The following is a 26,173-nucleotide window of genomic DNA, read 5'->3' on the forward strand; positions in this document are numbered from 1 at the left end:
ACAAGTTATGCAAATCCCAGGAACGACAGGACAACCGCGACCACCACTACTAATCCGACAATGTAGATGATGCTGTTCATGATTTTCACCTCTCAACCTGAATGAAATTGCGCGGCGAAGGTGTGCTTTTGTTATCACTAAACCTTGCCCGCTGTTCAATCGACAACAACGAAGCTCAATTTGCTCCTGTGCAAACTTCTCTGAGTGACGAGGTGGCAAAAGATGCGACAGGTGGGTAAATGCTCGAAGCAAAGACGCTGAGCTTGCCCACTACACCGTCCTGAGCGAAACGTTCAGAGAATCCGACATTCAAATTCCGGTTTACCCGCACCTTAAGCTTTTGCCTGAACCTGGGCTTCGAGTTGTTCCCTAGCCGGGCGCTAATAGAATTTTGAGGCCCCTTCAGGAGGGCGCAAGGATGAATGTGAGCGAAGAAGCACATCGACTAGGATTGCCGACACCGTAATGGCCGTTCAGCATGTCCGCTATGGTCATTTGCTGCCCTGCGTGGCAGGCAGCAATCGGCAAAAAGCAGCCACTCACGAACGACTACTTCCGACCCAATATAGCCTGTCAGTAATCTTGGAGGTTCCTTCCTTTGACAGGTTCATCTGCCCACCCCGGCTGCCGCTTGAACGCCTCGAACAGCTCGAAAATGGTCGACTTGACCTTCTGCACGGCATTGCTCTCTACAACCGTGTCATGCCAGCACAGCGAAAGATCCCGCTTGAACAGTCGATGATCGATCCTGGCCAGCTTGAGCCTGTGTTGCACAAGCTCCACATGGGCTGCGGCCCACGGCAGGATCGTGACACCGAGCTGCGCCTTGACGGCTGAGAACAACAGGTCGGTGGAATTGGCTTCGAATTCAACCTCGCATTTCAGGCCGGCCTCCTGCAGTGCAAATTCGACCCGACTGCGAATAGTGTTCGGATCACAGGGCAGCACCAGCGGCATCTTCGCCAATGCCTCAATCGACACCGGTTCATCCGATAATGAAAATTCCGGCCACGCCACCAAGTACAGCGTTTCGGTTAACAGCCGCCGGAAAGCCATGCCCCGGGTTTCGACCACATCGACATTCACCGCCAGTGCCACTCGCCCTACCGTGATCAGACGTCCGAGTTCGGCGCTCGGAGAATCAATCAATTCCAACTTGATACCCGGATAACGGCTGCGAATCGTGCGTGCGAGCGGAATTGCCAGCATGCGCGCCGTACTCGACGGCATGCCGACCGAGACTTTGCCTTGCGGGAATTCGGCGTCCTGGCGCAGCAGTTCGTGGGTGCCGTCGGCCTGGCGCAGCAGTTCGATAGCATGCCGATAAAGCGTTTGCCCAGCCGCCGTGGGAACAACGCCATGCACGCTGCGCTCGAGCAGTTGCATGCCCATGTCCTGTTCCAGGTTGCGCATCTGCTGGCTGATGGCTGGCTGCGCGATATGCAGCGTTTCACTGGCGCGGGTGATGTTCCCGCACTCGACCACCTTGATGAAATACCGCAACTGGCGCAGGTCCATGTGTACCTCCCAAGCCATATGATTTTCCGATGACTGTAGAGAAATATCATATTTGAAGGTTATGAGATACGGCGCCTAGACTCGTCTCACAACACGAAGCGCTAACGGTCGTCACAGGCGAATGGCGCTTCAAAGGCCTTAGTGCAATGGCCGGTATTCAACCCTTCAATGGAGAACCCTATGCAAGCTTTGCAAGGCGTGAAAATCGTCGACCTGAGTCGCGCACTGTCCGGGCCGTTCTGCACCATGGTGCTGGCAGACCTCGGTGCCGATGTGATCAAGATCGAGCCCGGCCCGACTGGTGATATGAGCCGCACCTGGGGGCCCTTCGACCGTGGCGTGAGCACCTACTACTTATCGTGTAACCGCAACAAGCGCGGCATGTGCATTGACTTGCGCACCCCCGAAGGGTTGACCACTATCCAGCAGTTGATCGATGACGCCGATGTCGTCATCGAGAACTTCAAACCTGGCACGCTGGAAAGCATGGGCCTCGGTTATGAGGTGCTCAGCGCCCGCAATCCGCGACTGGTATTGGGCAGCATTAACGCCTTTGGCGCCGACGGGCCGATGAGCAGTTGGCCGGGTTTCGACCAGATCGCCCAAGGCTACTCGGGACTGATGAGCCTGACCGGTTTCGTCGATGGCGACCCGACACGCACCGGCACCGCCATCGGCGATTTGACTTCGGGCATGTGGCTGGTGACAGCGGTGCTGGCCGCGCTGCTCGAGCGCGAGCGCACCGGGCGTGGCCAACATGTCAGCACGTCGCTGCTGGCCAGTCTGGTCGGGTTGCTGAGTGTGCACGGCCAACGCTACCTCAGCCTGGGGGATGTGCCGCGCCGCACCGGTAACGCCCATTCGGTGATTGCACCTTACGGCGTGTTCCAGACAAAGGATGGCCCGCTCAATCTGGCGCCGATCACCTCGGCCATGTGGGGGCGTTTGTGCATACTGCTCGATTTGCCCGAGCTGCCGGATGATTCGCGCTTCGCCACCAATGAAGCGAGGGTCGAACGTCGTGAAGAATTGAGAGAGATTCTGGAAAGTCGTTTGAAAACCCGCAGCAAACGCGAGTGGACCTCGCTGTTCGTCGATGCAGGATTACCCGCCGGCCCGATCAACACTCTCGATGAGGTCTTCGACGACCCGCAGGTGCTGCACAGCCAACTGACCGAGACACTCACGCACCCGACCCTTGGTGCACTGCGTCAGGTAGTGACCCCGGTGTTCTGCGCCAATGACAGCGTTGTCAGCCGCCCACCGCCGCTGCTTGGCGAACACACCGTCGAAGTATTGCGCGAAGCCGGTTTCGACGCTGCATCAATCAACGCACTGCTCGCCGCTAAAATAGTGTTCCAGAACGCCGATGACATGACCGGCGTGCAATCGACAGGAGCCGCACAATGAATTCAGCCTCTTCCACAACAGTGACCGTCAACCGGGTCGATGAACGCATCGCGCGGCTGGTCTTCAGCAACCCCACACACCGCAATGCACTCAGCGCGCAACTGCTGACGGCGCTCGACGAAAGTCTCATCGCACTGGCGTCACAACGCATCCCGGTGGTGATCCTCGGCAGCGAAGTCGGCCAATCCGTGTGGAGTGCCGGCCACGATATCCGCGAACTGCAACACGACCGCGACCCGATTGCCTATGGCAAACCGCTCGAACAGGTATTGCGCCGCATCCGCGCCTATCCCGGCGTGGTGGTTGCCCTGGTGTCCGGCTCGGTGTGGGGCGGCGCGGTGGATCTGGTAATGAGCTGCGACATGGTCGTCGCGGACCGCAGCGCAAGCTTTGCCATGACTCCGGTGAACATTGGATTGCCCTACACCACCAGTGGATTGCTGCGCTTCTTCAACAATTTGCCGATTCACGTGTTGAAGGAAATGTTTTTCACTGCACAAAAGCTCGATGCGGTGCGGGCGGAACGGTTTGGTCTGGTCAACCGACTGGTCGACACTGATGTGCTGGAAGCGACCGCGCTGGAACTGGCACACGGCATCGCCTGCAAAGCGCCGCTAGCCGTTGCGGCGGTCAAGGAACAGCTGCGTATCCTCGAAGACCTGCAACCGATTCCGGTGCAGGCGATGGAGCAGATTGCCGAACTGCGCCGACAAGCCTGCGAAAGCGCTGACTTTGGCGAAGGACTGGCAGCCTTTGCCGAGCGCCGGCCAGCAGCATTTAATGGCAATTAGCACGACAGCGTTGAAAGCTTCTGTGTTTGTACGATCGACTTCGCAGGCAAGCCACGCTTCCTCGTTTCGTCACGCTCGGCCCGACGCGAGTCGATTGCTAAACATCCCGAGACAATAACAACAAGGACGGTACCTGCGGGACCGTCCGAATGCGGGGAGTCAGATTGAAATGAATAATGAAATTCTGTCGATTTTAGTGCTAGTGGTCATTTTCGGTATCGCCAGCGTGTTGCCCATCAATATGGGCGCGCTGGCGTTCGCGGCGGTCTTTATCGTCGGTTCGGTGATAATGGACATGACACCGGCGACCATCTTCGCCGGCTTTCCCAGTGACCTGTTCCTGACTTTGGTCGGTGTCACCTATTTATTCGGCATCGCCCAGAACAACGGCACCATCGACTGGCTGATCGAACGGGCAGTGTTGATGGTGCGTGGCCATGTCGCCTGGATACCCTGGGTGATGTTCGTGGTGGCGGCGCTGCTCACCGGTTTCGGTGCGCTGAGCCCTGCGGTGGCAGCGATCCTCGCGCCTATTGCTCTCAACTTCGCCGTGCAGTACCGCATCAACCCCGTGCTCATGGGACTGATGGTGATTCACGGCGCTCAAGGCGGCAGTTTTTCCCCTGTGAGTATTTTCGGTGGCATAACCAATCAGATCGTTGCGTCCTCCGGGCTGCCTTATGCACCGTTCACTCTGTTCATCGCCAGCCTGCTGTTCAACCTGGGGATTGCCATGGTGGTATTCGTAGTCTTCGGTGGTTTACGTAGCGCTCGCCTGTCATTGGTGGTGGTCCCGTCCGGTCCCGAATTGCATGCTGCCGGTGCATCGCTGGCCATTCTTGGCCACGGTGGTACGCCGGCGTCCCCTGCTTATCATCGTACTGACCTGACGGGTGCCGGTGCGCCGCTACATACCCTCAGCGGCCTGGACGGGGCCAAGCTGTCGACGCTGGTCGGGCTGTTGGCCCTGGCGATCTCGGCATTAGTGTTCAAGTTCAATATCGGGTTGGTGGCCATGACGGTCGCGGTAGTCCTGGCCATGTTCGCACCTAAGGCGCAGAAGGCGGCCATTGACAAGGTCAGTTGGTCGACTGTTCTGCTGATCACCGGGATCATCACTTACATCGGAGTGATGCAGACCATCGGTACCATCGACTATGTCGCCCATGGCATCTCCGGCTTGGGTGAACCGCTGCTGGTCGCTTTGCTGCTGTGCTTCACTGCCGCAATTATCTCGTCCTTCGCTTCGTCCACGGCGTTGCTAGGGGTGATCATTCCCCTGGCCGTGCCATTCTTGAGCCAGGGCCACATCAGTGCGGTCGGCGTGGTCGCGGCTATCGCCATTTCCACCACCATCGTCGACACCAGCCCGTTCTCCACCAATGGTGCGCTGGTGGTTGCCAATACCCCCCCGCTGGAGCGAGAAAAAGTGTTGCGCAGTCTGCTGATCTATAGCGCGGTGGTTGCCCTGGTGGGACCCTGTGTTGCCTGGTTGACCCTGGTGGTGCCCGGGGTGCTCTGAGCCTTCGGGTCAGGCCCTGATCAACCTGATGGACTCAATTTTTCCGTCACCTGCCACAAGGGGTAAATTCCTGCACGATTTTCGGAAGGGAAGAATCGAAGCCATAAGTGCAGAACCTGCCCGCCCGCAAAAATGAGCCTTTTGAAATGGAAGTCATCTCATGTTCGAACGTAACAAACTGGTTCCGGAGTTAATGGTAAGCAACCTGGATAGCAGCCTGGCTTTTTGGGTTTCTTGCCTGGAGTTCAAAGTAGCTTATCAACGCCCGGAAGATGGATTTGCATACCTTGATTTGAATGGTGCTCAAGTAATGCTTGAACAGGTTGATTCGGACGCGGGTCAATGGCTGACTGCGCCGTTGACTAAGCCGTTTGGAAGAGGCATCAACCTACAGATTGATGTTGAGGCTGTAGCACCCATCATCCAAAAACTTGATCAGGTTGGATTCCCTCTCTATCGAGAATGCAAAGACACCTGGTATCGGGCGGACAATGTAGAAGTAGGCCAGCGCGAATTCATCGTCCAGGATCCCGACGGTTATCTCGTAAGGTTAGTAGAGCGGTTGGGTGAGAGACCGGCTTGCTCAATCTGAATCTGAGCCAAGCCGACCGTCAGCTTTGTGTTGTGGACTCAACCGGTCGGTAGATGCCCATCGCGTCAGGCAGCTATCGGCCAGTCGGCGCCCCTCCCCCTGCTGCGCACCCTTCACACTCACGCCTGATCCATAGCCTCTTCTACCACGCCCTTATCCTCCCCCAGGAACCCGCCGCTTTGATGCTGCCAAAGCCGCGCATAGACGCCGTTCTTCCCGAGCAATTCGGTGTGGGTGCCCTGTTCGATGATGCGTCCGTCATCCATGACGATGAGCCGATCCATGGCTGCAATCGTGGACAGCCGATGGGCGATGGCGATCACCGTCTTGCCCTGCATCATTTCATCGAGGCTTTCCTGAATGGCCACTTCGACTTCCGAGTCCAGCGCGCTGGTGGCCTCGTCAAGAAGCAGGATCGGGGCGTTCTTGAGCATCACCCGGGCAATCGCGACACGTTGGCGCTGGCCGCCCGACAGCTTGATGCCGCGCTCACCCACAAGGGTGTCGTAACCGGTATGGCCTTGCCGGTCGCTCAATTGACTTATGAATTCATCGGCCTGGGCATTGGCCGCGGCGCTGCGGATTTGCGCGTCGGTCGCATCGGGACGGCCGTAGGCGATGTTGTCGCGAATGGAACGGTGCAGCAGGGAGGTATCCTGCGTGACCATACCGATGCAGCCGCGCAGGCTGTCTTGCGTCACTTGTGCGATGTTTTGGCCGTCGATGCGAATCTCCCCGCTGTCGACGTCATAGAAACGCAGCAGCAAGTTGATAAGCGTGGACTTGCCGGCGCCAGAGCGGCCAACCAAGCCGATTTTTTCGCCCGGGCGGATGCTCAGGCTCAGGCCATCGAGCACCTGGCGTTCACCATTGTAATTGAAGCTCACCTTATCGAAGGTTACCGCGCCGCCGGAGGTCACCAGCACGCCGGCACCCGGCGCGTCCTGCACCTTGGTGCCCTGGGTCAGCGTTGCCATGCCATCCTGCACGGTGCCGATGCTCTCGAACAGCGAGGTCATTTGCCACATGATCCAGTTCGACATGCCATTGATACGCAACGCCATGGCGGTGATTGCCGCCACGGCACCTGCGCCGACCTCACCCTGGTGCCATAGCCACAGGGCATAACCACCCGCTGCCATGATCAACGCCACCACCAATGCCTGGTTGACGATTTCGAACTGGCTTACCAGGCGCATCTGGCGAAAGCCGGTGTGCTTGAAGTCCTCCATTGCTGCGCGCGCGAAGTGCGCTTCACGATTGGAGTGGGAGAACAGCTTCACCGTAGTGATGTTCGTGTAGGCGTCAGAGATACGCCCGGTCATCATCGACCGCGCATTAGCCTGTTCCTGCCCGACTTTCCCCAGACGGGGCACGAAGTACAGCATGGCCAGGCCGAACAACACGACCCAGGCAACGAAAGGCAGCATCAGTTTCAAAGCGAAGCCACCGGCCAGTGCGATGATCGCAATGAAATACACCCCGATCCCGGGTGCGATCTCGATAAGGGTGAATAGCACGTCGCGCACCGCTAGCGCAGTCTGCATCACCTTGGTAGTGACTCGGCCGGAAAACTCATCGGAAAAAAAAGAAAGGCTTTGTCGCAGCATCAGGCGATGGAAGTCCCAGCGCAGCCGCAACGGCAAGTTAATCGCCAATATCTGGTGCTGCACCATGGTGCGCAACGCCACCAGCCCGACACTGGTCACCATTACGATGCCCATGCCCCACAACACGCGACTTTCCTGCGCAGCCGCTTCACCGCCTGCCTGCCAGGTCGAGAGCAGGTCCACGACCTGCCCGAGGAAGGAAAACAGCCAGGCTTCGTAAATCGACACACCGGCACTTAGTAGCGCAAGTGCAAGGATGTAACCGCGGGCGCCCCGCGTACAGGCCCACAGAAAGCGAGCCAGGCCATCGGGTGGCGGTGGTACCTCGTCAGGAGGAAAGGGGTCGAGCCTTCGTTCAAACGCACGAAGCATGGTGTTCTCCAAAACGATCAAGTTGAGGGGATTCTGCCATTGAACGGTTGCTTTGAGGGTTTTGCGAAGTTGAGGTGTGGCGCTGTTGGCAGGTCGCTCCCAGGATTGGGTTGCCGGGTGCGGGCTATCAAACGTTGCCAGAGACCCGGTCGGCAGGGATAGATCGGCCGGTATCGAAGGGAACCGGCCAAGACCGGACGTTCATCCAAGGACCGCTTTCGGCCGACTCGGTTGAAAACAGTCGACCATGGTTTCCGCAGCAGAAAACAACCGGGCCTCGCGCTCAGGACAATTCAATGGGACCGAACATATTCTGCAGATGACGTGACGAACTGGATCAAAACTCGGGTTGAAGCTATACCGAAAGGGTTCAGAGTGGGGATGGACCACACGCTCGATTAGCGACTGAGGAGAACTTCGCGGTGTCGAATCAGCTGGCCATACGCAACATGGCCCGTCCCGAGCTGGACGAGCTCGTCGATTGGGCTGCCCGTGAGGGTTGGAATCCCGGTCTTCACGATGCCGAGCTGTTCTGGGCGACGGACCCTGCCGCCTTCATCGCGGCGTCCCGGGGCGGCGAATTGATCGGCGGCGGTGCCATCACCTCCTACGATGGCGAATTCGGTTTCATGGGCTTTTTCATCGTCCGGCCTGAATATCGCGGTCAAGGTCTGGGCAATACCCTCTGGCACGCACGCCGCGAGCGACTCCTCGCCCGCCTGCGCCCAGGCGCGAGCATCGGCATGGACGGCGTCTTCGCGATGCAGGACTACTACGCCAAGGGTGGTTTCGTCTTCTCCCATCGCAACATGCGTTTTCGTGCCGAGATCACCGAACGCCCGGCGACCTCGCAAATAGACGACCAGGACATCGTCCCGCTGGCCACTTTCCCGCTCGATCAGGTTGTCGATTACGACCGCACCTGCTTCCCCGCCGCGCGCGCAACCTTCCTGAGCGGGTGGATAGCCCAAGCCGATGCACTCGCCGTGGGTTGCCGGCGCGACGGCAGGCTAAGCGGCTATGGCGTAGTCAGGCGCTGCCGGGAAGGCTGCAAGATCGGCCCCTTGTTCGCCGATGACGCCCTGGCAGCCAATGCCCTCTACGCGCGCCTGGCGGAATTTGCGCAAGGTGGCCCGCTGTTTCTCGATGCCCCGCAGAATAACCCCGCCGCGATGGCGCTCGTGCACCAACAGGGCATGATCGAAGTTTTCGGCTGCGCACGCATGTACCTCGGCCCTCCTCCGGCGATCGCGCACGAACGTGTGTTCGGCGTCACGACTTTCGAGCTGGGCTGATGTCCGCTCGCGACCTCATCGGTTATGGCGGCTGCCCACCCCACCCGCGCTGGCCCGGTGAGGCGCGCGTCGCGGTCCAGTTCGTACTCAACATCGAAGAGGGCGCGGAGTCATGCATCCTCAATGGCGATGCACAGTCGGAGGCCTGGCTTCACGAGCTACCGGGCCGTCCGCCGCGTGTGGGGGAACCGGACTTGAGCGTAGAGGGCATGTACGAATACGGATCGCGCGCAGGTGTGTGGCGCATTCTGGAGCTGTTCAGCGCCCGAGGCTTGCCGCTGACCGCGTTCGCCGTCGGCCGGGCACTGGAACTCACCCCGGCGATTGGCCATGCGCTCTGCGCTGCCGGACATGAGATTGCCGGGCATGGCTACCGTTGGCTGGACTATCGCGACATGCCTGAAGACCAGGAGCGGCGCCATATCCGCCTCACCCTCGACGTGATCGAGCAGATCTGCGGTAAACGCCCCACAGGTTGGTACACAGGAAGGGTCAGCCAGAACACCCGCCGCCTGTTGCGTGAGGAAGGTGGGTTTCTCTATAGCTCGGACGCTTACAACGATGACCTGCCCTATTGGCTCCCGGGCTCGCCCGCCCACCTGGTGATCCCTTACACGCTGGTCAACAACGACGCCCGCTATCTGCTGGCGAATGGTTTCGCCTGCGGTGAAGACTTCTTCCGGCTGCTCAAGGATGCTTTCGACCTGCTGTGGCAGGAGGGCGCGCACCACCCGAAGATGATGAGCGTCGGCCTGCATGGGCGGATCAGTGGCCATCCTGGTCGTGCGATGGCGCTGGCGCGTTTTCTGGATTACGTGCAAGGCCACGACGCGGTGTGGATCTGTAGGCGTGAAGAGATTGCCAGGCACTGGATTGCCCAATTCCCCGCCTGAGTGATAAGTGGCTCGGGACGGCCTGAGCCACGCTCAATGATGCGGCAATATGTTTCGACCCCCAGTACGCGACCGTGCTGGCTACAAACAAATCGGGTGGGCGCGCTATGCGGTTCAACACCTCAATCCGCTAATCCACAATGAACAACTTCGCTGCGGTGGTGGCGGGATCCACCGGCTGAATCCAGAAGAGATGACTGCTCATGCGAGCTTTATGGTGCCGCCCTGGATATCGTCGCGCGCCATCCGCAAGTCATTGGCATCGCGGTTGAGCTGGTGAATCATGTTGAGCAACCGCTGACGAAGCACCTCGTCCTGGAGCTGTTCTGCTGCGCGCATCACATCAAGCGCCGCTACCTCATTATTGGTTGCGACGGAGTCGAGCAGTTTGCGCATGCTTCTTGATGGCCGATTCATCTCCAACCCCCCAGGTTTCAGTGACGCGAATCATAAGGCTGGAATGTTTCGCCAGTGTTTCAGCTGCACGAACGGGTTCTGAATCGCCGACTCCGGCTGAGTCGACGCTAGCCGGGGGGCGATTACGCTTCAATCCATCAGTGATGAAGCTAAGCGGCCCGCTCCAGGGCATCCAGCAAGCCAACAAACTCCAGCGAAAGCCTGTGGCGAGGAGCCAAATGGACGAGAGGGACTGAAACTTCGTGAGATTCACGCATCTTGACGGAGCTGCTCAGGTAAACCGGTAGCAGAGGTAACCCCTCTGCCAACAGCTCATCAATGAGACCTTGGTGCATGCCAGTGCGCTCAGTGAACTGGTTAACCACCACCCCTTCCACTTCCAGTGATTCGTTGTGATCACAACGTAGATCTTCTACCTGCGCGAGAACGCGATACAGCGCCTGACGAGAAAAGCTGTCGCAATCGAATGGAATCAGTATTCGATCGGCAGCCACCAGTGCACTGAATGTGTAGAAATTCAGCGACGCAGGTGTGTCGATATAGATGCGTTCATAATCCCCGGACAGCTCAACCAATAACTTGCGTAGCTTGTTGATCTTGAACTTGCTCTCAAGTTTTGCCTGAATGTCTGAGAGTTCAGGGCTGGCAGCCACCAGGTGAAGGTTGTCGTAAAGGGTCTCGGTTATGGCCACTCGATTCCTTCTGCCTTCGAAGCCGCTGGACAGTGTCTGTTTGAAGAAATCGGCTATGCCTGCGGGAATGCGCTCGTTGAGTAGTCCCGTGAGGTAGTGAGTCGAGTTTGCCTGGGGATCGAGGTCAACCAGCAGCGTTCGGTAACCTTCGGCAGCACTTACAGCGGCAAGATTGCAGGCAATGCTGGATTTTCCAACACCACCTTTCTGATTGAATACGACACGACGCATCGGGCTTGCTCATCCATGAAAGTGGCCTAAGGCCAACTGAAGGAAAATCTAAGTAGTCATTTCAATTCTATGACCGCAACATTACAGTTTTACGACAGCCCGTCCATCAGGCCAGCTTCAATCACTCGGAGTGCTGATGCACATCAATGACTAATCAGTACAAGGGGGACCGTTAAGCAACTTGCGCAGATACTTCGCCGATGCAGGGCACAAATGCTTGAATTGAACTGTCTGGGTGATAGCCGCAGGCGCCTCGTCCCTGCCAAGCAGTTCGTATCCATTGGCAGAGAAAAAACCAGCAGCGCCTTGAGTCAACAGGTGCAATCGGACTGCGCCTTGAGAGACCGCATAGCGTTCCAGTTCAGACAACACCGCTTTACCCAGCCCCTCTCCACGATGCGTCTCACAAACGACTATTGAGCGAAGCAACAGATCGGAACCCGCACCCTCGAGCCCCCCATAAGCCACCCACTCCCCATCCACTTCGAACCGGTAAAACTGTCGATCTGGTTCACTGACATCACTGAAGGGCAGCCCTGCCTGGCTTAATGACTTACACAAATGATCCAGATCACTCGGCCCTACTTTTCTTGCCTGCATTGTCACCCACCCTTGCTTCTGACTCACTGAGTTTCACGGTAGTAATTACCGGTGTCGACAAGATCACTGCAACGCAAGAGAGCGGTTAATGGCATGCTGACCTCGGTCTGTGATTGAGCACTCTCAAGATCGGTACCCATTTCTCATCCATGGTCAATAGGACGCAGGGTCGGCAGGAGGCATGCAATGGAACTGAAGTTCAGTCACATCGATGTATTGGTCAAGAATCTCGACGAAGCCTGTGCTTACTACGTACAGATACTGAACGCCAGGATCTCCAAAACGCTCGTCTGGGAGCGAGGTGGTCTGCACGTGCGCTACGCGATTGCGCTGATCGGTCAAGAGCGTTTCATGTTAGTACAGCCGTTGGCCGGGAACCTGAGGGAGCTATTGGACTCCTCGGGTGAAGGGATGATTTATCGCCACTGCTATTCGACGCCGGACATCGAGAAGGCCTATGACGAACTGATGGTCGCCGGTGTTCAGCCAGAAGACGAAAACGGAAAGCCATTGGCCCGCGCGAACCTGCAATCCCCGTCCGGGACACGCATTATCTGGTTGCCCAAGCGCTTCGGGCACTTCTCTATCGAAATCCTGGAAGACAAGGCGCTAGAGGCATTTGTAGAAGCTGCATTTGCCTGAGTGATGCGGCGATAAACGTCTGCTTGCTGTGGATTCAACGGTCGAAGCAACAGATTGACTAAATCGTTCAGCGGGGTGAGGCAAATCACTCACCCTCACCAAAAAACCCCGCGAACGCGGGGTTTTCTATTGCTGATTCTCCAATCAGAACTGTGCGGCATCCATCAGATACAGTGACTCGCTACCGGCCTTCACCGACGCACTCAACGAGTGAATGCGCGGCAACAAGCGGGCAAAATAAAACTGCGCCGTGCCCAATTTGCTCGCGTAGAAATCGTCCTGCGCCTCTTTACCAATAGCCGCCTTGGCCATCAGGGCCCACATGTAGGCGTAGGCCACGTAGCCGAACACCTGCAGATACTCGACCGACGCCGCGCCGATTTCGTTCGGATTGCTCTTCGCCCGGTCCAGCAACCACGCAGTCAGTTCATCGAGGGAGGTCACGGCGTCGTTCAGCGGCTTGGTGAACTCGGCGAGGTCCGCGCTGGCGGTCGCTGTGAAGTGGCGGATCTCATCGGCGAACAGGTTGTAGAACGCCCCGCCGCTACCGACGATCTTGCGCCCGACCAGGTCCAGCGCCTGGATGCCGTTGGTGCCTTCGTAGATCTGGGTGATGCGCACGTCACGCACCAGCTGTTCCTGGCCCCACTCACGGATATAGCCGTGGCCGCCGAAGATCTGCTGGCCGTGTACAGTGGTTTCCAGCCCCAGATCGGTCAGGAACGCCTTGGCCACCGGGGTCAGCAACGCCACCAGGTCTTCCGCACGCTTGCGGGTGGCGGCGTCTTCGCTGAACTTGGCGGTGTCCAGTTGCATCGCCACGTAGGTGGAGAACGCACGGCCACCTTCGTTCGAGGCTTTCATGGTCAGCAGCATGCGACGCACGTCCGGGTGGACGATGATCGGGTCAGCCACCTTGTCCTTGTTCTGCGCGCCGGTCGGCGAACGGCTTTGCAGACGATCGCGGGCGTATTCGACGGCGTTCTGGTACGAGCGCTCGCCCGTGGCCAGGCCCTGGATACCGACGCCCAGACGCTCGTAGTTCATCATGGTGAACATCGCCGCCAGGCCTTTGTTCGGCTCGCCGACCAGGTAACCCACGGCTTCATCAAAGTTCATCACGCAGGTGGCGGACGCCTGGATGCCCATCTTGTGTTCGATCGAACCGCAGTTGGCCGGGTTGCGCGCGCCCAGGCTGCCATCGGCATTGACCATGAACTTCGGCACCAGGAACAGCGAAATGCCTTTCGGCCCCGCCGGCGCATCCGGCAGCTTGGCCAGCACCAGGTGGATGATGTTTTCGGTCAGGTCGTGTTCGCCACCGGTGATGAAGATCTTGGTGCCGCTGACCTTGTAGGAACCGTCGGCCTGAGGCTCGGCCTTGGTGCGGATGATCCCCAGGTCGGTACCGGCGTGCGGCTCGGTCAGGCACATGGAACCGGCCCAGACGCCGGCGTACATGTTCGGCAGGTACGCGGCTTTCAGTTCTTCGCTGGCGTGGGCGTTGATCGACAGGCAAGCACCGGCGGTCAGCATCGGGTACAGGCCGAACGACAGGCTGGCGGAGTTGACCATTTCCTCGACTTGGGCCGAAACGGCTTTGGGCATGCCCATGCCGCCATAGGACGGATCACCACCGACACCGACCCAGCCGCCTTCAGCGTAGGTCTGATAGGCCTGTGGGAAACCTGCCGGCGTGGTGACGGCACCGTCCGCCCAATGACAACCTTCTTCGTCAGCGGCACGGCTCAGCGGTGCGATGCTTTTGCTGGTGAATTTGCCGGCTTCTTCCAGGATGGCTTCGACGGTTTCTGCATCCACAGTCTCGGCCAGTGCAGGCAGTTCGGCCCAGAGTTTGGCGACCTCGAAAACTTCATTGAGGACGAAGCGCATATCGCGCAGGGGCGCTTTGTAGTCAGCCATGATGGAATTGCTCTCGAATGGTTGGGGCATTGGCCACGCCCTGATTGATAGGAACATTCTCTGCGGATTGCGTCATGGGCTCGCTTCGAACAGTTTCCACTGCTGTGGTTCGGGACCTGGGCAAGACATGTCCTGGACTGCAAAGCACGAAATGCGACAGCGCCGGTATCAGCACCAATGCGCCGACCATGTTCCAGACAAACATGAACGTCAGCAGGATGCCCATGTCGGCCTGGAACTTGATCGGCGACCAGGCCCAGGTGATCACGCCCGCCGCCAGCGTGATACCCACCAGGGCCACGACTTTTCCGGTAAAGGCGACCGAGTTCTTGTAGGCCTCGGTCAAAGACAGACCGGCACGTTGCTGAGCCAACTGGACGCTGAGGAGGTACAGCGCGTAGTCCACGCCGATGCCCACACCCAAGGCAATCACCGGCAACGTGGCAACCTTCACGCCCATACCCAGCCAGACCATCAGGGCCTCGCAGAGAATCGAGGTCAGCATCAACGGTACCACCGCCACCACCACCGCGCGCCAACTGCGGAAGGTGATGAAGCAGAGCATGATCACCGCGCCATACACGTAGAACAGCATGGTGCGGTTGGCTTCGCGCACGACGATGTTGGTCGCAGCTTCAATTCCGGCGCTGCCGGCCGCCAGCATGAATTGACGATCATCGGTGCTGTGTTCACGGGCAAAGGCATCGGCGACCTTTACCACGTTGTCGAGGGTCTCGGCCTTGTGGTCGGCAAGATAGGCCACCACCGGCATCATCGAACAATCGTTATTGAACAGCTCGGGGTTATTCACCGAGGCCTGCTGCGCGCCGTAATTGAGCACATCCTGATTACGTGCGATGGTCAGCATCTTCGGGTTGCCCTCGTAAGAGCCCGCCGTGATTTGCCGCACCGCGTTAACCAGCGACACGGTGGTTTGCACGCCGGGTTGCTGCTGCAACAGCCAGCCCATACGATCGGCTTCCACCAGGGTTTCGTACTTCAGGCACCCTTCCTTAGCGGTCTTAATCATCACCGCGAACTGGTCGCTCGACAGTGAGTAGTTGGCGGTGATGTAGGCATTGTCGCGGTTGTAACGCGAGTCCGCCCGCAGCTCGGGGGCGCCCGGGTCGAGGTCACCGATCTTCAATTGGGTGCTGACCATGAAACCGCCTACCGCCAGCAGGCCCGCCACCACGACTGCACCGGTTGCCCAACGGCGTTCGGTAAAGCGATCGAGGAAACGCCAGAGATTGCCCAGCCCCTTGCCATGCAGTTCCTTGTTTTCCTGGCGCAGGGTACGGGCGGCTGCCTTGCGACTGACTCCGCAATAGGACAGCAGCACCGGCAACAGCACCAGGTTGGTGAAGATCAGTACGGCTACGCCAATGCTGGCGGTGACCGCCAGGTCCTGGATCACCGGAATGTCGATCAGCAACAGCACGGCGAAGCCCACGGCATCGGCCAACAGTGCGGTGAGGCCAGCGAGGAACAAGCGGCGAAAGGTGTAGCGCGCAGCCACCAGTTGGTGGGTGCCGCGTCCGACGTCCTGCATGATGCCGTTCATCTTCTGGGCGCCATGGGACACGCCGATGGCAAACACCAGGAATGGCACCAGGATCGAGAACGGATCAAGCGCATAACCCAGCAGTGTTACCAGCCCAAGCTGCCAGGCCACGGCAACCACTGAACAGAGAATGACCAATGCTGTGCTGCGCACACAGCGGGTGAAGAAAAAAATGATGGCGGTGGCGATCAGCGCGGCGGCGGCGAAATACATCATCATCTGGACCAGGCCATCCAGCAGGTCGCCGACCAGCTTGGCGAAACCAATCACACGGATCTTGATCGGCCCTTTGCCCTCCTCGCCCGCCACGCGAACGCTGCCAGCGAATTCGTACCGGGTTCGCAGTTGCTCTTCCAGAGTCTTCGAGAACTGGTGGTAGTCGATGGCCTTGCCGGTGACCGGGTCTTTCTCCAGCAACGGCACGAAGATCATGCTCGACTTGAAATTGTTGCCGACCAGGCTACCGACGATACCGGACCGGGCAATGTTCTGACGCAACTGCTCGACGCTCTTGGCCGAGCCGTCATAGACGTCCGGCATCACCGGCCCACCGCGGAAGCCCTCCTCGGTCACTTCAGTCCAGCGTACTGCCGGGGTCCAGAGCGACTTCATCCAGGCACGATCCACCCCCGGGGTAACGAACAGCGTGTCGTTGACCTGCTTGAGCACCTCGAGGTAATGCGGATCGTAAATATCGCCTTCGCTATTTTCCACCACCACCCGCACCGCATTGCCCAACCCACGCAGGGACTGACGGTTGTCCAGGTAGTTCTGGATGAACGGCTGGCTCTGCGGGAGCATCTTCTCGAAGCTGGCGGTGAGTGTCAGTCGAGTGACCGCGAAGTAACCGAGCAGGACGGTCATGGCCAGGCAGGTCACCACCACCAGCAACCGATTATTGAAGATCAACCGTTCGAGCAGGTTGCCGGAGCGTGCATCGAAGACCTTGAGTTCCCGGATCACCGGCATCGTATCGAGTTCGTAATTAGCCATAACGTTTTTTGTCTCTTTTGTTGTACGGCAGTGGGCTTATTCGAGAGGTAATTGACGCAAGCCACGAGCACCCGCGAGCACCAGCGATCCGGTTGCGGATACCAGTGCGCCGGCCACCGGCGCCAGGCCGTTTTGTGGCTGCAGTTTGAAACTGATGCCGTCATCGACGCTCACCAGTACATGGCCAGCCTGGCTCAGCAGGATGATTCGCCCATCGACGGTCACCGTACTGGCCGTGATGCTCACGGGTAGCCCCAACTCGACCTTGCTCCAGCTGGCACCCCCATCGACGCTGCGATACGCATTGCCACGCAAGCCAAACACCAGCACCGCACCGGGTTTGCCGGTAATGCCGAAGTAGGTGCCGTTGTAAGGGGTCGGGATGGCGTGGAAACGTTCGACCGTCGGGTCGAGTTTGAGCACCAGGCCCTGTTCGCCGACGATGAACAGCTGATTGCCGACCGAATGCAGCGCATACAGGTTCAGCGCACTCGGGTTGTCCGTGCGATCAAGCCACGGCGTCCAGGTCAGACCACCGTCGTCGGTTCGGAAAATCAGGTTGAAGGCGCCAATGATGTAGCCGACATGATCGTTCTCGAACCAGACATCGAGGAATGGCTTGTCGGCGCCCTCGTCGGCCATGCGCCGGGCTTCGATCAGCCGGGTGGCGAGCACCTCATTGTCCGGCTGCGCGGCGGCCTGTTTTTGGTAATAGGCGAGCAAGGTCGGTCCGACCTCGCGGCCGTCGAACTGGCGGATCCAGGTTTCGCCGGCGTCGCTGCTGTGCAGCACCACACCGTCGTGCCCCACCGCCCAGCCCTGGGACGGACTGGGGAAATGCACGGCGACCAGATCAGAGCTGACCGGGACCTGAGCCTGTTGCCAGTGCCCGCCAGCATCATCGGAATACACAATGTGCCCGCGTTGGCCCACCGCAATCAGGCGCTCCCCGGCCCGGGCCAGCCCGGTGAACATCGACCGGGCAGCCAGTTCACTCGGCTGTGCCGGGGTGTCGAGCACATCGGTAAACCCGCCGGCGATCACCGGGCGGATAAATGGCACGGCCAAGGCAGCCGCCAACGCCGCAAGCAAAAACCACTTGATCATCGTCATTATTGTTATCTCGAATGCACACCACCGCGCCCTTGTGGGAGCGAGCCTGCTCGCGATGAGGCCAACACATTCAACGCAGAGGTCGACTGTCAGACCGATTCGCGAGCAGGCTCGCTCCCACAGAGGGAATCGGTGTGTCAGCGGATGCCGGTACCGGCCAGAGATTCCGGTGCCCATTGGGCCTTGGAAAGCGGCTCGATGTATTTGATACCGCCGTACGGGCCGTACAGACCAAGGATGGTGTAGCTGCCGGAAACGAAGTCATAGAACATGTGGTTGTCAGCGTTCGGCGCTTGCACGTCATAGCTGTAGGCCATGTGCGCGAAGGCACCGCGATAGAGCTGACCACGGGCGTCATACTCGTCGGAGGCCAGAGCGATCCAGCTATCCTCGTCGAGGTAGAAGGTGCGTTTGTTGTAGATATGCCGCTTGCCAGGCTTCAACGTCGCCTCGACGACCCATACCCGGTGGAGTTCCCAGCGCGCCAGGTCAGGGTTGATGTGGTTCGGTGTGGTGATGTCGGCCGCTTTCTCGTGATAGTTGAGCTTGTAGGTATTGTATGGAACGACCATCTCCTTCTTGCCGACCAGTTTGAAGTCGAAGCGGTCCATGGCACCGGCGAACACCCAGGAATCGTCATAGGTCGAGCCACCGGCCGAGCCTGGATTCGGTGTGTCATAAGCAATGTCCGGCGCCAGTTTCACCCGGCGTTGCCCGGGCAAATATTGCCAAGCGCGACGGGGCTGCTTCAATGGGTTGACGGCATCCTGCAACAGGATCGCTTCACCGGCGCGACGGGCCGGCCCCTGGTAGTAGAACTTGGTCTTGAAGAAGATATCGCTCTCATTGGCCGCCGTGGTACGGGCCGGGTCGTACAGCGGATATTCGAGGTAGACGTTGCCGGAGGTAGCCAGGCTCGCGTGCCCGGACGAGTCGACGTTCCACGAGTCGAACTTGGTATTGATGGCATGCCCCTGGTAGCGCAACAGGTGATTCCACATGGCTTCATTGCCATCGTTGGGGATCGGGAACGGCACGCCCGGCAAGGCATTCTCCAGAGCGACTCCACCCTCGAGGGATTTGGTGCCGACGGCATTTTTCGCAGTGTTGTCCAGCAGTCGTTGCGGCAAGGCCACGGTACGGTGGGTCGGATAGACATCGACTCGAAACGACGGGAAGCGCTTGAGCAATTCCTGGGTCGAGACGGTCAGCTTGTCTGCAAATTGCGCGGCATTTTTCCCGGTGATCACCACCCTCGGCTTTTCCGCCTCGAAGGGGTCGGGACGCATGGAGCTGCCCTTCTGAAACGAAGCGGGTGGTGTGGTCAGCCCGCCGGTGTAAGCCGGGATACTGCCGTCGGCGTTACCCGCCTTCTCGGCACCGACGCCGGTCAAGGTGATACCGAGCCTGGCCGCCTGATCCGGGGATACGGCCGCATGGGCGGTGCCGGCGACGGCCAGCGCCAGGGTGGTGGCCAGTAAAGATTTGACGAATTTCATGGGATGTCTCCTGTTGCAAGGCAACGGTTCGATCAAATAGTCGTTTTGAAAGTGAAAGTGACCATGCCGCGATCCTTGAGCTGGGCCGGTGTACCGCCAAAGGCGGTGGTTTGTCCGGGCACGCAGTTGTACTGCCCGTTGGCACCCGGTGCCGCGCCAGCGCCTGGATTGACTGCACTGCCAGGTGAATCGCAGGTATCGAACGGACCGAAGTTGTCCACGTACTTCAGGTCAAAACGGTACTGGTTGCGCACGTCCATGCCGACGCCGACCGAGTAGCTGCCGGAGTCCTCGTTACCGCCGAGCTGGACGGCGGAGTTGCCGTTAAGGCCGACGTTGTAAGTCATCGGCAGGTACATATCGATGCCGGGGAACACCTGGTACCAGGTCGGGTTGAAGTTGACGCCGACGATGTAGTTGTCCTTGGAGACCTTGTCGGTACCGTGGTACCAGTCTTCGCCCTTAAACAATTGTTTGTTGTCGGTCACGTCCAGCCAGCGGCTGTAACCGAGTTCGACCAGCAACGAAGCGCTGTCCCAGACCGGTGTGTCGGCAAAGGTGGTCAGGCCGTTGAGCACCGCGTGCACGGTGTTGCCGCGAGCCACGCCGTTTTCGCCGTTGAAGCTGCCGATGAAACCGGGCACGCCGCGGGCGGCCGCAGCCGGATTGACGGTCGCGGGGACGCTGGCCAGCGGCATGTTTTCGCGGTAGTTCAGGTCGAAACCGACGCTGACCCCGGCGATGCTTTTCGACAGGCTGATGCCATAGATATCGATGTCATCGACATAGAACTGGTTGTAGCTGCCAGCATTACCCGAGATCAGCTGCGCCGGGCCGATGGCGGTCGGTTGCAGGGCCAGGTTGGGCAAGATGTCAGAGGTGTTGCGGTAGTAGAAACCCAGGGTGCCGTCCAGCCACTCCGGGCTCCACTTGGCCATCAGACCGAAGTCGCCGTGCTTGTCCGGGGTGAAGGTATGGCCATTGCTCAGGCGCAGGAACTGGTTGGCGCCAATCGGCCCGGGCACGCCGAAGAGCGGGTTGAGACCACCGATCAGCGACAGGTTGTGCCCGCCATTCTGCAGGCCATCGTTGAAGCCCAGATACGTGCCGGACTCCGGCACCCGCGAAGCGTCCCAGTCGAGAAAGTACTGTGCCCCCAGGGTCAGCTCCGGGCTGACCGTCAAACTGGTGGACAGCTGGTTACGCGGGATGAACAGCTCCTTGGCTTCGGTGCCTGGCACTGCCAGCGCCTTGGAAAGGTCCAGGCCGGATTGGCCGAAACTGTTGCCGTGGGCAAAGGCCAGGATGCTTTCACCCCAGTACTGGGTGTGCTTGCCGAGCTTGGCGCTGAGCAGCGACTCTTCGCCGATTTCCGTGCTGCCAAAGACGAAGGCATCGAGGATTTCGGCCGATGGGCCGTTGTAGTAGCGATCGACATAACCGCTCACGTGTCGGGAGTCCGGCCGACCACTATTGAGCTGATTGGTCGCCGCATTGTCGCTGCCGACATCGTCGTAGGCATGGTCATACCAACTGTTGGCACTGACGCGAAAACCGGCTTTCTGTTGGTAGGTCACGTCCAGTTCGGAGAGCACGTCCAGGCGCTGGGACACTGCACTGCCCGATGAGAAGTTGCGATTACCGTCGTTGTTATTCCACGAGTTGGCCAGTTTCGAGTTGGGGCTTTCGACGCGCTGGGCGTAGTTGAACTTGAAGGTGTTGTCGAAACGTACGGTCCAGTCTTCATTGCCCGTACCGATTTCCACGGCTTGCACGGGCGCGATGCCCAAGCCGGTCAGGGTCGCGCAAGCCAGAAGCCCTCGACGCAGGTTTGCACGGCAGTTCTTATTGTTGTTCATCTAACGGACTCACCTTTTTCTATGATTCATTCGCCCACGTCGATGCCTTCGGCCCTCGCCCCAGCCATTTCGCAGGTCTGTCGGGCAATCCGGCGAGTCGCGGACTGTCTACTTTCTGAGGCAGCCTGCGCTGGCAAGACGCCAAAGCAGGCTGTCGTGGTGGCGTGACTCAGTCGCCGTAGTCGATGCTGCCGTCGAGCTTCGGTGGTATCAGCACTTGCTCGCGCTCCATTGCCTTATCCGGCATGCACAGGGTGGCGCCGCGCAGGACCTGGGCCATGACTGCCGGATCCATTGGCGGGAACAGGGCCGGGTCCGGAGCCTGTTCGTGCTTCTGCCGGCGCGGGCCCATCGAGCTGAGCAGCTTCTCGAGCCCTGGCGGGTGGAAGGTGACCAAAATCAGCATGTCCTCGTCGCCCGTGTTGACGAAGCTGTGCCGCACCCAGCGGTCGACGTAAGCCAACGAACCCGGCCCGACCGCAAGGCGCTGTTCGTCCACCACCACATAACCGCTGCCCTTGACCACCAGCAGCACCTCCTCGTTGGCAGTGTGCGCATGGCTGGGTATGAAGCCGCCCGGGGGCAGTACCTGGCCGCCTACAATCATGTAGTTGGAGGGATAGTTCTTCGGACTGAGCTTGAGATAGATATAGCCACCCGGCGGCGGCTGCCAGAAGTCGTCACTCTCGTCCGGTCCGACGACCAGGGCCCCGCCCTTCTTCAACCCGGCACCGCGCGCTGACTCATCGTCGGCCCAGCGTGCGGGGCGCATCAGTTCTTTCCAGTTCGCCGGAGCCTCGAAGGGATCGGGAGCTGCGTCCCCAGGAGTGCGCGGGCGCCCGATGGCGGCATAGGCCTCTTCGAGTCCCGGCGGCCACACTGTGAAGAAGATCTTCAGATCTTCCTGGCCGTCGTTGCGCATCCCCATGCTCACGTTGCGCCCACCGGCGACCAGGCTGCCCTGGCTGACGCGCTGTACCTTGCCATCGACCGTGGCCTCGCCACTGCCGGCCATCACGTACCACAACTTGTCGCAGGCACGATGGGCTTGCTGCGGAATCTCACCTCCTGCAGGCAAGACCTGGAAACCGTTGGCGATCATGTTGTTCGGGAAGGTCGCCGGCACATACTTCAAAGTGACATAGCCACCCATCGGTTGCGGCATCCACCAGGACTCGCCCTCCTCGTCGCCGAGCAGACCGGTCGGCCCTTTGTCCCACCCCAGCTGTCGTTCTTCACTACTCATGGTGTGCTCCTGATCAAGCGGACTGCGCAATGACGGCGATGGCCTGGATCTCCACCAGCAGTTGCGGCAGCACCAGCTCGGCCTGGACCGTGGCGCGTGCCGGTTTATGCTCGCCAAAGCATTCCTGCCAGACCTGATCGAATACCTTGTATTCGGCAAAGCTCTTCACATAAACCGTGGCACTGACGACATCGGTCAGGCGGGCCCCGGACTCGGCCAGCACCGCAGCGACGTTGGCGATGGTCTGGCGAGTCTGCTCGGCCATTGCGGCATCGCCGGTCAGTTTGCCCTGCGCATCAACGCCGACCTGGCCGGCGACAAACACCAGGTTGGCAGCCTGGATGCCCTGTGAGTAACCGCCCTGCGGCGGCATCACGGTAGTGGGGTTGATTATTTTCATTTGAGACTCCCATTGAGGCTGAATGCGCATCTGCTTGGCGACGCGATAGAGCAAGAATGGAGGCTGGGGAGGAGCAGCCCTATCCTTCTGATTGACGATTTTCTGGAGGGAGACTCATCTATTCGGATGAGTCGATCAGCGGAGCAGTCTGCCGAATCAGTCGAGCAAACCGCGCTGGCGCGCCGTCAGGATCGCCTGTATGCGTCCATTGGCTTCAAGCTTGGAGTAGATATTGCGCAGATGGGTGGCCACGGTGGCCTCGGAGCGGAACAGCTTGCGGGCAATTTCCTTGTTGCTCATGCCGGCAGCGATCATTTCCAGCACTTCCACTTCACGGCAGCTAAGTATGCCGCGGCTGGCAGCTGACTCCCCGGCTGAAGACGGAGATTGCCCGTCGGCATCCAGTTTGCAGGCGCCGCGCAGTTCGTCAAGAAAGCGCGCAGGCAGGTTACCGGGAGTGGCCAGCGCCGCATTTAACGGTGCAGCCAAGGCCCAGGGTTCGTCGACGAAAGGTTGCACCAGTCGCTCGCCGACGGCATCGGCCAGTGCCTGCTGCATCTGCGCCACAGCCTGCGTTTCGCGCTGCCCAACCCACAACGCCTGCGCCAGTAGAATGCGCAATGTCAGTGCGCGTATCAGACGACTGTCCTGTAGCGCTTGGTCGAGCAAGCGCTGCAGTTCGCCTGCAGCACTGCCATCGCCTTCTGCAATCCGGCAACGCAGCTTACCGATCTGCGGAGTTTCCACATCGTTGGCGAAGGTATTAAGAAACTCCGCTTTACCCCAACACCCGGCCTGATCGGCCATTTCCAGGTGACGACGAGCGGCGGTGCTGTTGCCGGCCAGAAGAGCCTGGCGTGCACGCTCCAGCCAGGCGCTGGCAACCACTCGTGGCAGATTGCGCTGCTCGCCAAGCGATTCCAGCTCGTTGAGCAGTTCGATAGCGCGTTCCGGCTCGCCGTCCATCTGGGCGATACGAGTACGTACGCGCATGGAGCTGATCAGTACCTCGGGAAAGGCACCTTCCTTGATCAGCGGCATGAAGATGTCCAGCAACTCACGACTCGGCGTGAAGGCCCGCACCAGATAGTTGGCTTCGGCCAGCAATGCGGCGATCGTTGTGTTGGAGGTGCAGAAGCGCTCGCCCGGAGGCTCCCAACTTTCCAGGGCCCGCTCCAGGTAAACGATCGTGCTACGCACCTCGCCCTGCAGCAGGTCGCAAAACGCCACAAGGGTGTCGGAGTAAACGATGGAAGCGAGGCCACCTATCTTCTGCAACGCTGCCTTGGCGGTGACGGCCAGCCGCCGTGCCTCCGGCAGGCGATTATTCAGAAGCAACAGATAGGCCTCACAGTTGCGTAGGGTCCACTTCCAGAACACCGGCTCCAATTGCGCCTCACAGGCCCGGGCCTGCGCCAGGCACTGATCGATTTCGTCCAGGCGGTCGGACCACACGACCTGGAAAGCCTGCAGGGCGAGTACACGCGCACCACGCGCATCGTCCAGGATGGGAGATTGCTCGAGGAATCGCTGAATCAGTACGCGCGCCTCCTCATGCCGATGCAGGGAGATCAAGGACAACGTGACCGCAGCATGCAGGGCCGGGTTGCGTACAATCAGGTCCACATGGATCAGCCTGGACCATTGCGCCAGCGTAGTATTGCGCCCGGCAACCAGGAACTCCTCCGCACATTCGTTCATGATGGCCGCCGCCAACTCGTTGTCCTGCCCGAGCAGGGCGTGCTCGACCGCCCGAGCCCAGTGGCCCTCGCTTCGCAACCAGCTCGCCGCATTGACATGCAGGGGAGCCTGCTCGATATCTTTGCGTCGGCTCAGTTGTTGACGAAGAAAGCCGGTGAACATCTGGTGAAAGCGATACCACTGCTTGCGGCTGTCCAGTGGTGAGACGAAAAGGTTGGAGTTTTCCACCCGTCGGATCATTTCCCAACTATCGTGTTCCCCTCTGATCGCATCACACAACTCGATACAGAAGGTCTCCAGAATGCTCGTGCGCAGCAGGAAATCCTGCACCTCTGGAGGCTGGCGGATGAATACCTCGTGGGCAAGATAATCGGCGTTTTGTTCGACCGAAAGCGAAGCATCCAGCAGCGCCCGCGGGCTTTCCTGACTGCCGACCAAGGCCAGAACAGCCAACTGAACGGCCGCTGCCCAGCCTTCCGTGCGCTCGTGCAGGTATTGCATGTCGCCTTCTGGCAGAGCGTCGAGCCGGGCCTGTTGCAGAAAGGTTCGGGTTTCTTCGAGGCTGAAACGCAGCTTGCGTGCGTCCAGCTCCACCGCCTTGCCATAGGCCCGCAGGCGATGGATATCGAGCATGGGCAGTTCGCGCGTGCCAACCACCAGACGTTGCTCCGGTCCGAGAACGGAAAGCAGGCGCGAAAGCAGTCCGAGGATATCCGCGTTGTGGACTTCGTGCAGGTCGTCGAGAAACAGGGTGAACGGTTTGTCGCAAGCAGCAATCTGCTCGGTCAACTCCATCGCGTCGGCGAGCGGACTGTCCGGTATCTCTAGCGGGTCATGCCCGGCGCCACTCAGAACAGGGGTCATGGCTGCACGCAAATAGGCGACAAAGCGACCGAATTCGTCGTCGGCACGCTCAAGCGACAGCCAGCCGGTTGTTACGCCTTTACTCTGCATCCAGTCATGGATCTGCCCCAGCAGGGTTGTCTTGCCAAAGCCGGCTGGTGCCGTCACCAACATCAACCCTGCCGGCAGGGCTTTCAACAGCGGCTCGAACAGGTGCGCGCGCGAAACTACGTGGCCGGGAGCGTGTGGCGGCTGCAGCTTGGCCATGAACAGGCGCGTACGCGGCTCTTTGTGCGGGGCGTTACTGTGCGGACCGGCCACCTGGGACATACACCTCACCATCTCATGTACAGCAGCCCGCTAATGAGCGGGCATCTCGGATCGGGTACCCATCCATGATAGTCGCAATCGCGGCGCGACGGATTAGCCGGTGTCCATTCACCTTCG

Annotated in this window: 20 protein-coding genes; 7 read left to right on the forward strand and 13 right to left on the reverse strand. The window is 59.6% G+C overall.

From position 1 onward, the window contains the following. Nucleotides 1-573: 573 nt before the first annotated feature. Nucleotides 574-1,518 (reverse strand): LysR substrate-binding domain-containing protein, encoded by a 945-nt coding sequence (locus PSJE_RS25445; protein WP_090454902.1) that lies wholly within the window; start codon nt 1,516-1,518, stop codon nt 574-576. 180 nt (nt 1,519-1,698) lie between these two features. Here PSJE_RS25445 and PSJE_RS25450 point away from each other — a divergent pair, with 180 nt between their 5' ends. The 4 genes from PSJE_RS25450 (at nt 1,699) to PSJE_RS25465 (ending at nt 5,833) form a co-directional block, all read left to right on the forward strand. After that, nucleotides 1,699-2,928 (forward strand): CaiB/BaiF CoA transferase family protein, encoded by a 1,230-nt coding sequence (locus PSJE_RS25450; RefSeq protein ID WP_090454901.1) that lies wholly within the window; start codon nt 1,699-1,701, stop codon nt 2,926-2,928. Further along, a complete protein-coding gene (scpB, locus tag PSJE_RS25455; protein ID WP_090454900.1) occupies nt 2,925-3,719 on the forward strand; it encodes a methylmalonyl-CoA decarboxylase in 795 nt (264 codons plus the stop codon). The genes PSJE_RS25450 and scpB overlap by 4 nt, the downstream gene beginning before the upstream one ends. A gap of 169 nt (nt 3,720-3,888) precedes the next feature. Then, complete coding sequence (locus PSJE_RS25460; RefSeq protein WP_057715298.1) at nt 3,889-5,241, forward strand: SLC13 family permease; 1,353 nt, start codon at nt 3,889-3,891, stop codon at nt 5,239-5,241. Nucleotides 5,242-5,401: 160 nt separating this feature from the next. Further along, entirely contained in the window at nt 5,402-5,833 is a 432-nt protein-coding gene (locus tag PSJE_RS25465; RefSeq protein WP_090454899.1) for a bleomycin resistance protein, read from the forward strand. Between the two features lie 119 nt (nt 5,834-5,952). On the opposite strand, the gene PSJE_RS25470 is transcribed toward PSJE_RS25465, so the two are convergent. Beyond that, nucleotides 5,953-7,815, reverse strand: a complete 1,863-nt coding sequence (locus PSJE_RS25470; RefSeq protein WP_090454898.1) for an ABC transporter ATP-binding protein — start codon at nt 7,813-7,815, stop codon at nt 5,953-5,955. Nucleotides 7,816-8,237: 422 nt separating this feature from the next. On the opposite strand from PSJE_RS25470, the gene PSJE_RS25475 reads away from it, so the two are divergent. Both PSJE_RS25475 and puuE read left to right on the forward strand, forming a co-directional pair. Next, complete coding sequence (locus PSJE_RS25475) at nt 8,238-9,110, forward strand: GNAT family N-acetyltransferase (protein ID WP_090454897.1); 873 nt, start codon at nt 8,238-8,240, stop codon at nt 9,108-9,110. After that, entirely contained in the window at nt 9,110-10,003 is an 894-nt protein-coding gene (gene puuE / locus PSJE_RS25480) for an allantoinase PuuE (protein WP_057715302.1), read from the forward strand. The genes PSJE_RS25475 and puuE overlap by 1 nt, the downstream gene beginning before the upstream one ends. A gap of 201 nt (nt 10,004-10,204) precedes the next feature. Here puuE and PSJE_RS25485 read toward each other — a convergent pair whose 3' ends face one another. From PSJE_RS25485 to arsN2, 3 genes are all read right to left on the reverse strand, one after another. Further along, the gene (locus PSJE_RS25485) at nt 10,205-10,420 is read right to left on the reverse strand and encodes a hypothetical protein (protein ID WP_057715303.1); all 216 of its coding nucleotides are present in this window, start codon (nt 10,418-10,420) and stop codon (nt 10,205-10,207) included. A gap of 149 nt (nt 10,421-10,569) precedes the next feature. Next, nucleotides 10,570-11,343, reverse strand: coding sequence for a ParA family protein (locus PSJE_RS25490; RefSeq protein WP_090454896.1), 774 nt, complete (start codon nt 11,341-11,343; stop codon nt 10,570-10,572). A gap of 150 nt (nt 11,344-11,493) precedes the next feature. Beyond that, nucleotides 11,494-11,943 (reverse strand): arsenic resistance N-acetyltransferase ArsN2, encoded by a 450-nt coding sequence (arsN2, locus tag PSJE_RS25495; RefSeq protein ID WP_090454895.1) that lies wholly within the window; start codon nt 11,941-11,943, stop codon nt 11,494-11,496. A gap of 186 nt (nt 11,944-12,129) precedes the next feature. On the opposite strand from arsN2, the gene PSJE_RS25500 reads away from it, so the two are divergent. Continuing rightward, on the forward strand, nt 12,130-12,585 hold the full coding sequence (locus PSJE_RS25500) for a VOC family protein (protein ID WP_057715305.1): 456 nt from the start codon (nt 12,130-12,132) through the stop codon (nt 12,583-12,585). 144 nt (nt 12,586-12,729) lie between these two features. On the opposite strand, the gene PSJE_RS25505 is transcribed toward PSJE_RS25500, so the two are convergent. The 8 genes from PSJE_RS25505 to PSJE_RS31965 all read right to left on the reverse strand — a co-directional run bounded on the left by PSJE_RS25505 (nt 12,730) and on the right by PSJE_RS31965 (nt 26,056). Next, entirely contained in the window at nt 12,730-14,508 is a 1,779-nt protein-coding gene (locus tag PSJE_RS25505; protein WP_090454894.1) for an acyl-CoA dehydrogenase C-terminal domain-containing protein, read from the reverse strand. Further along, on the reverse strand, nt 14,501-17,065 hold the full coding sequence (locus PSJE_RS25510; protein WP_090454893.1) for an efflux RND transporter permease subunit: 2,565 nt from the start codon (nt 17,063-17,065) through the stop codon (nt 14,501-14,503). Before PSJE_RS25510 ends, PSJE_RS25505 begins: the two co-directional genes overlap by 8 nt. A gap of 36 nt (nt 17,066-17,101) precedes the next feature. Then, nucleotides 17,102-18,178 (reverse strand): WD40/YVTN/BNR-like repeat-containing protein, encoded by a 1,077-nt coding sequence (locus tag PSJE_RS25515; RefSeq protein ID WP_090454892.1) that lies wholly within the window; start codon nt 18,176-18,178, stop codon nt 17,102-17,104. Between the two features lie 137 nt (nt 18,179-18,315). After that, nucleotides 18,316-19,677 carry a DUF1329 domain-containing protein gene (locus PSJE_RS25520; protein ID WP_090454891.1) on the reverse strand — a complete coding sequence of 454 codons (1,362 nt, stop codon included), beginning with the start codon at nt 19,675-19,677 and terminating at the stop codon, nt 18,316-18,318. Between the two features lie 32 nt (nt 19,678-19,709). Then, on the reverse strand, nt 19,710-21,536 hold the full coding sequence (locus PSJE_RS25525; protein ID WP_090454890.1) for a DUF1302 domain-containing protein: 1,827 nt from the start codon (nt 21,534-21,536) through the stop codon (nt 19,710-19,712). Nucleotides 21,537-21,705: 169 nt separating this feature from the next. Next, nucleotides 21,706-22,782 carry a cupin domain-containing protein gene (locus PSJE_RS25530; protein WP_090454889.1) on the reverse strand — a complete coding sequence of 359 codons (1,077 nt, stop codon included), beginning with the start codon at nt 22,780-22,782 and terminating at the stop codon, nt 21,706-21,708. Nucleotides 22,783-22,795: 13 nt separating this feature from the next. Further along, nucleotides 22,796-23,182, reverse strand: coding sequence for a RidA family protein (locus PSJE_RS25535; protein WP_208601458.1), 387 nt, complete (start codon nt 23,180-23,182; stop codon nt 22,796-22,798). 156 nt (nt 23,183-23,338) lie between these two features. After that, complete coding sequence (locus PSJE_RS31965) at nt 23,339-26,056, reverse strand: winged helix-turn-helix domain-containing protein (protein ID WP_159439180.1); 2,718 nt, start codon at nt 26,054-26,056, stop codon at nt 23,339-23,341. Between the last annotated feature and the right edge of the window lie 117 nt (nt 26,057-26,173).

It is taken from the genome of Pseudomonas jessenii (genome assembly GCF_002236115.1).
GTDB lineage: Bacteria > Pseudomonadota > Gammaproteobacteria > Pseudomonadales > Pseudomonadaceae > Aquipseudomonas > Aquipseudomonas jessenii.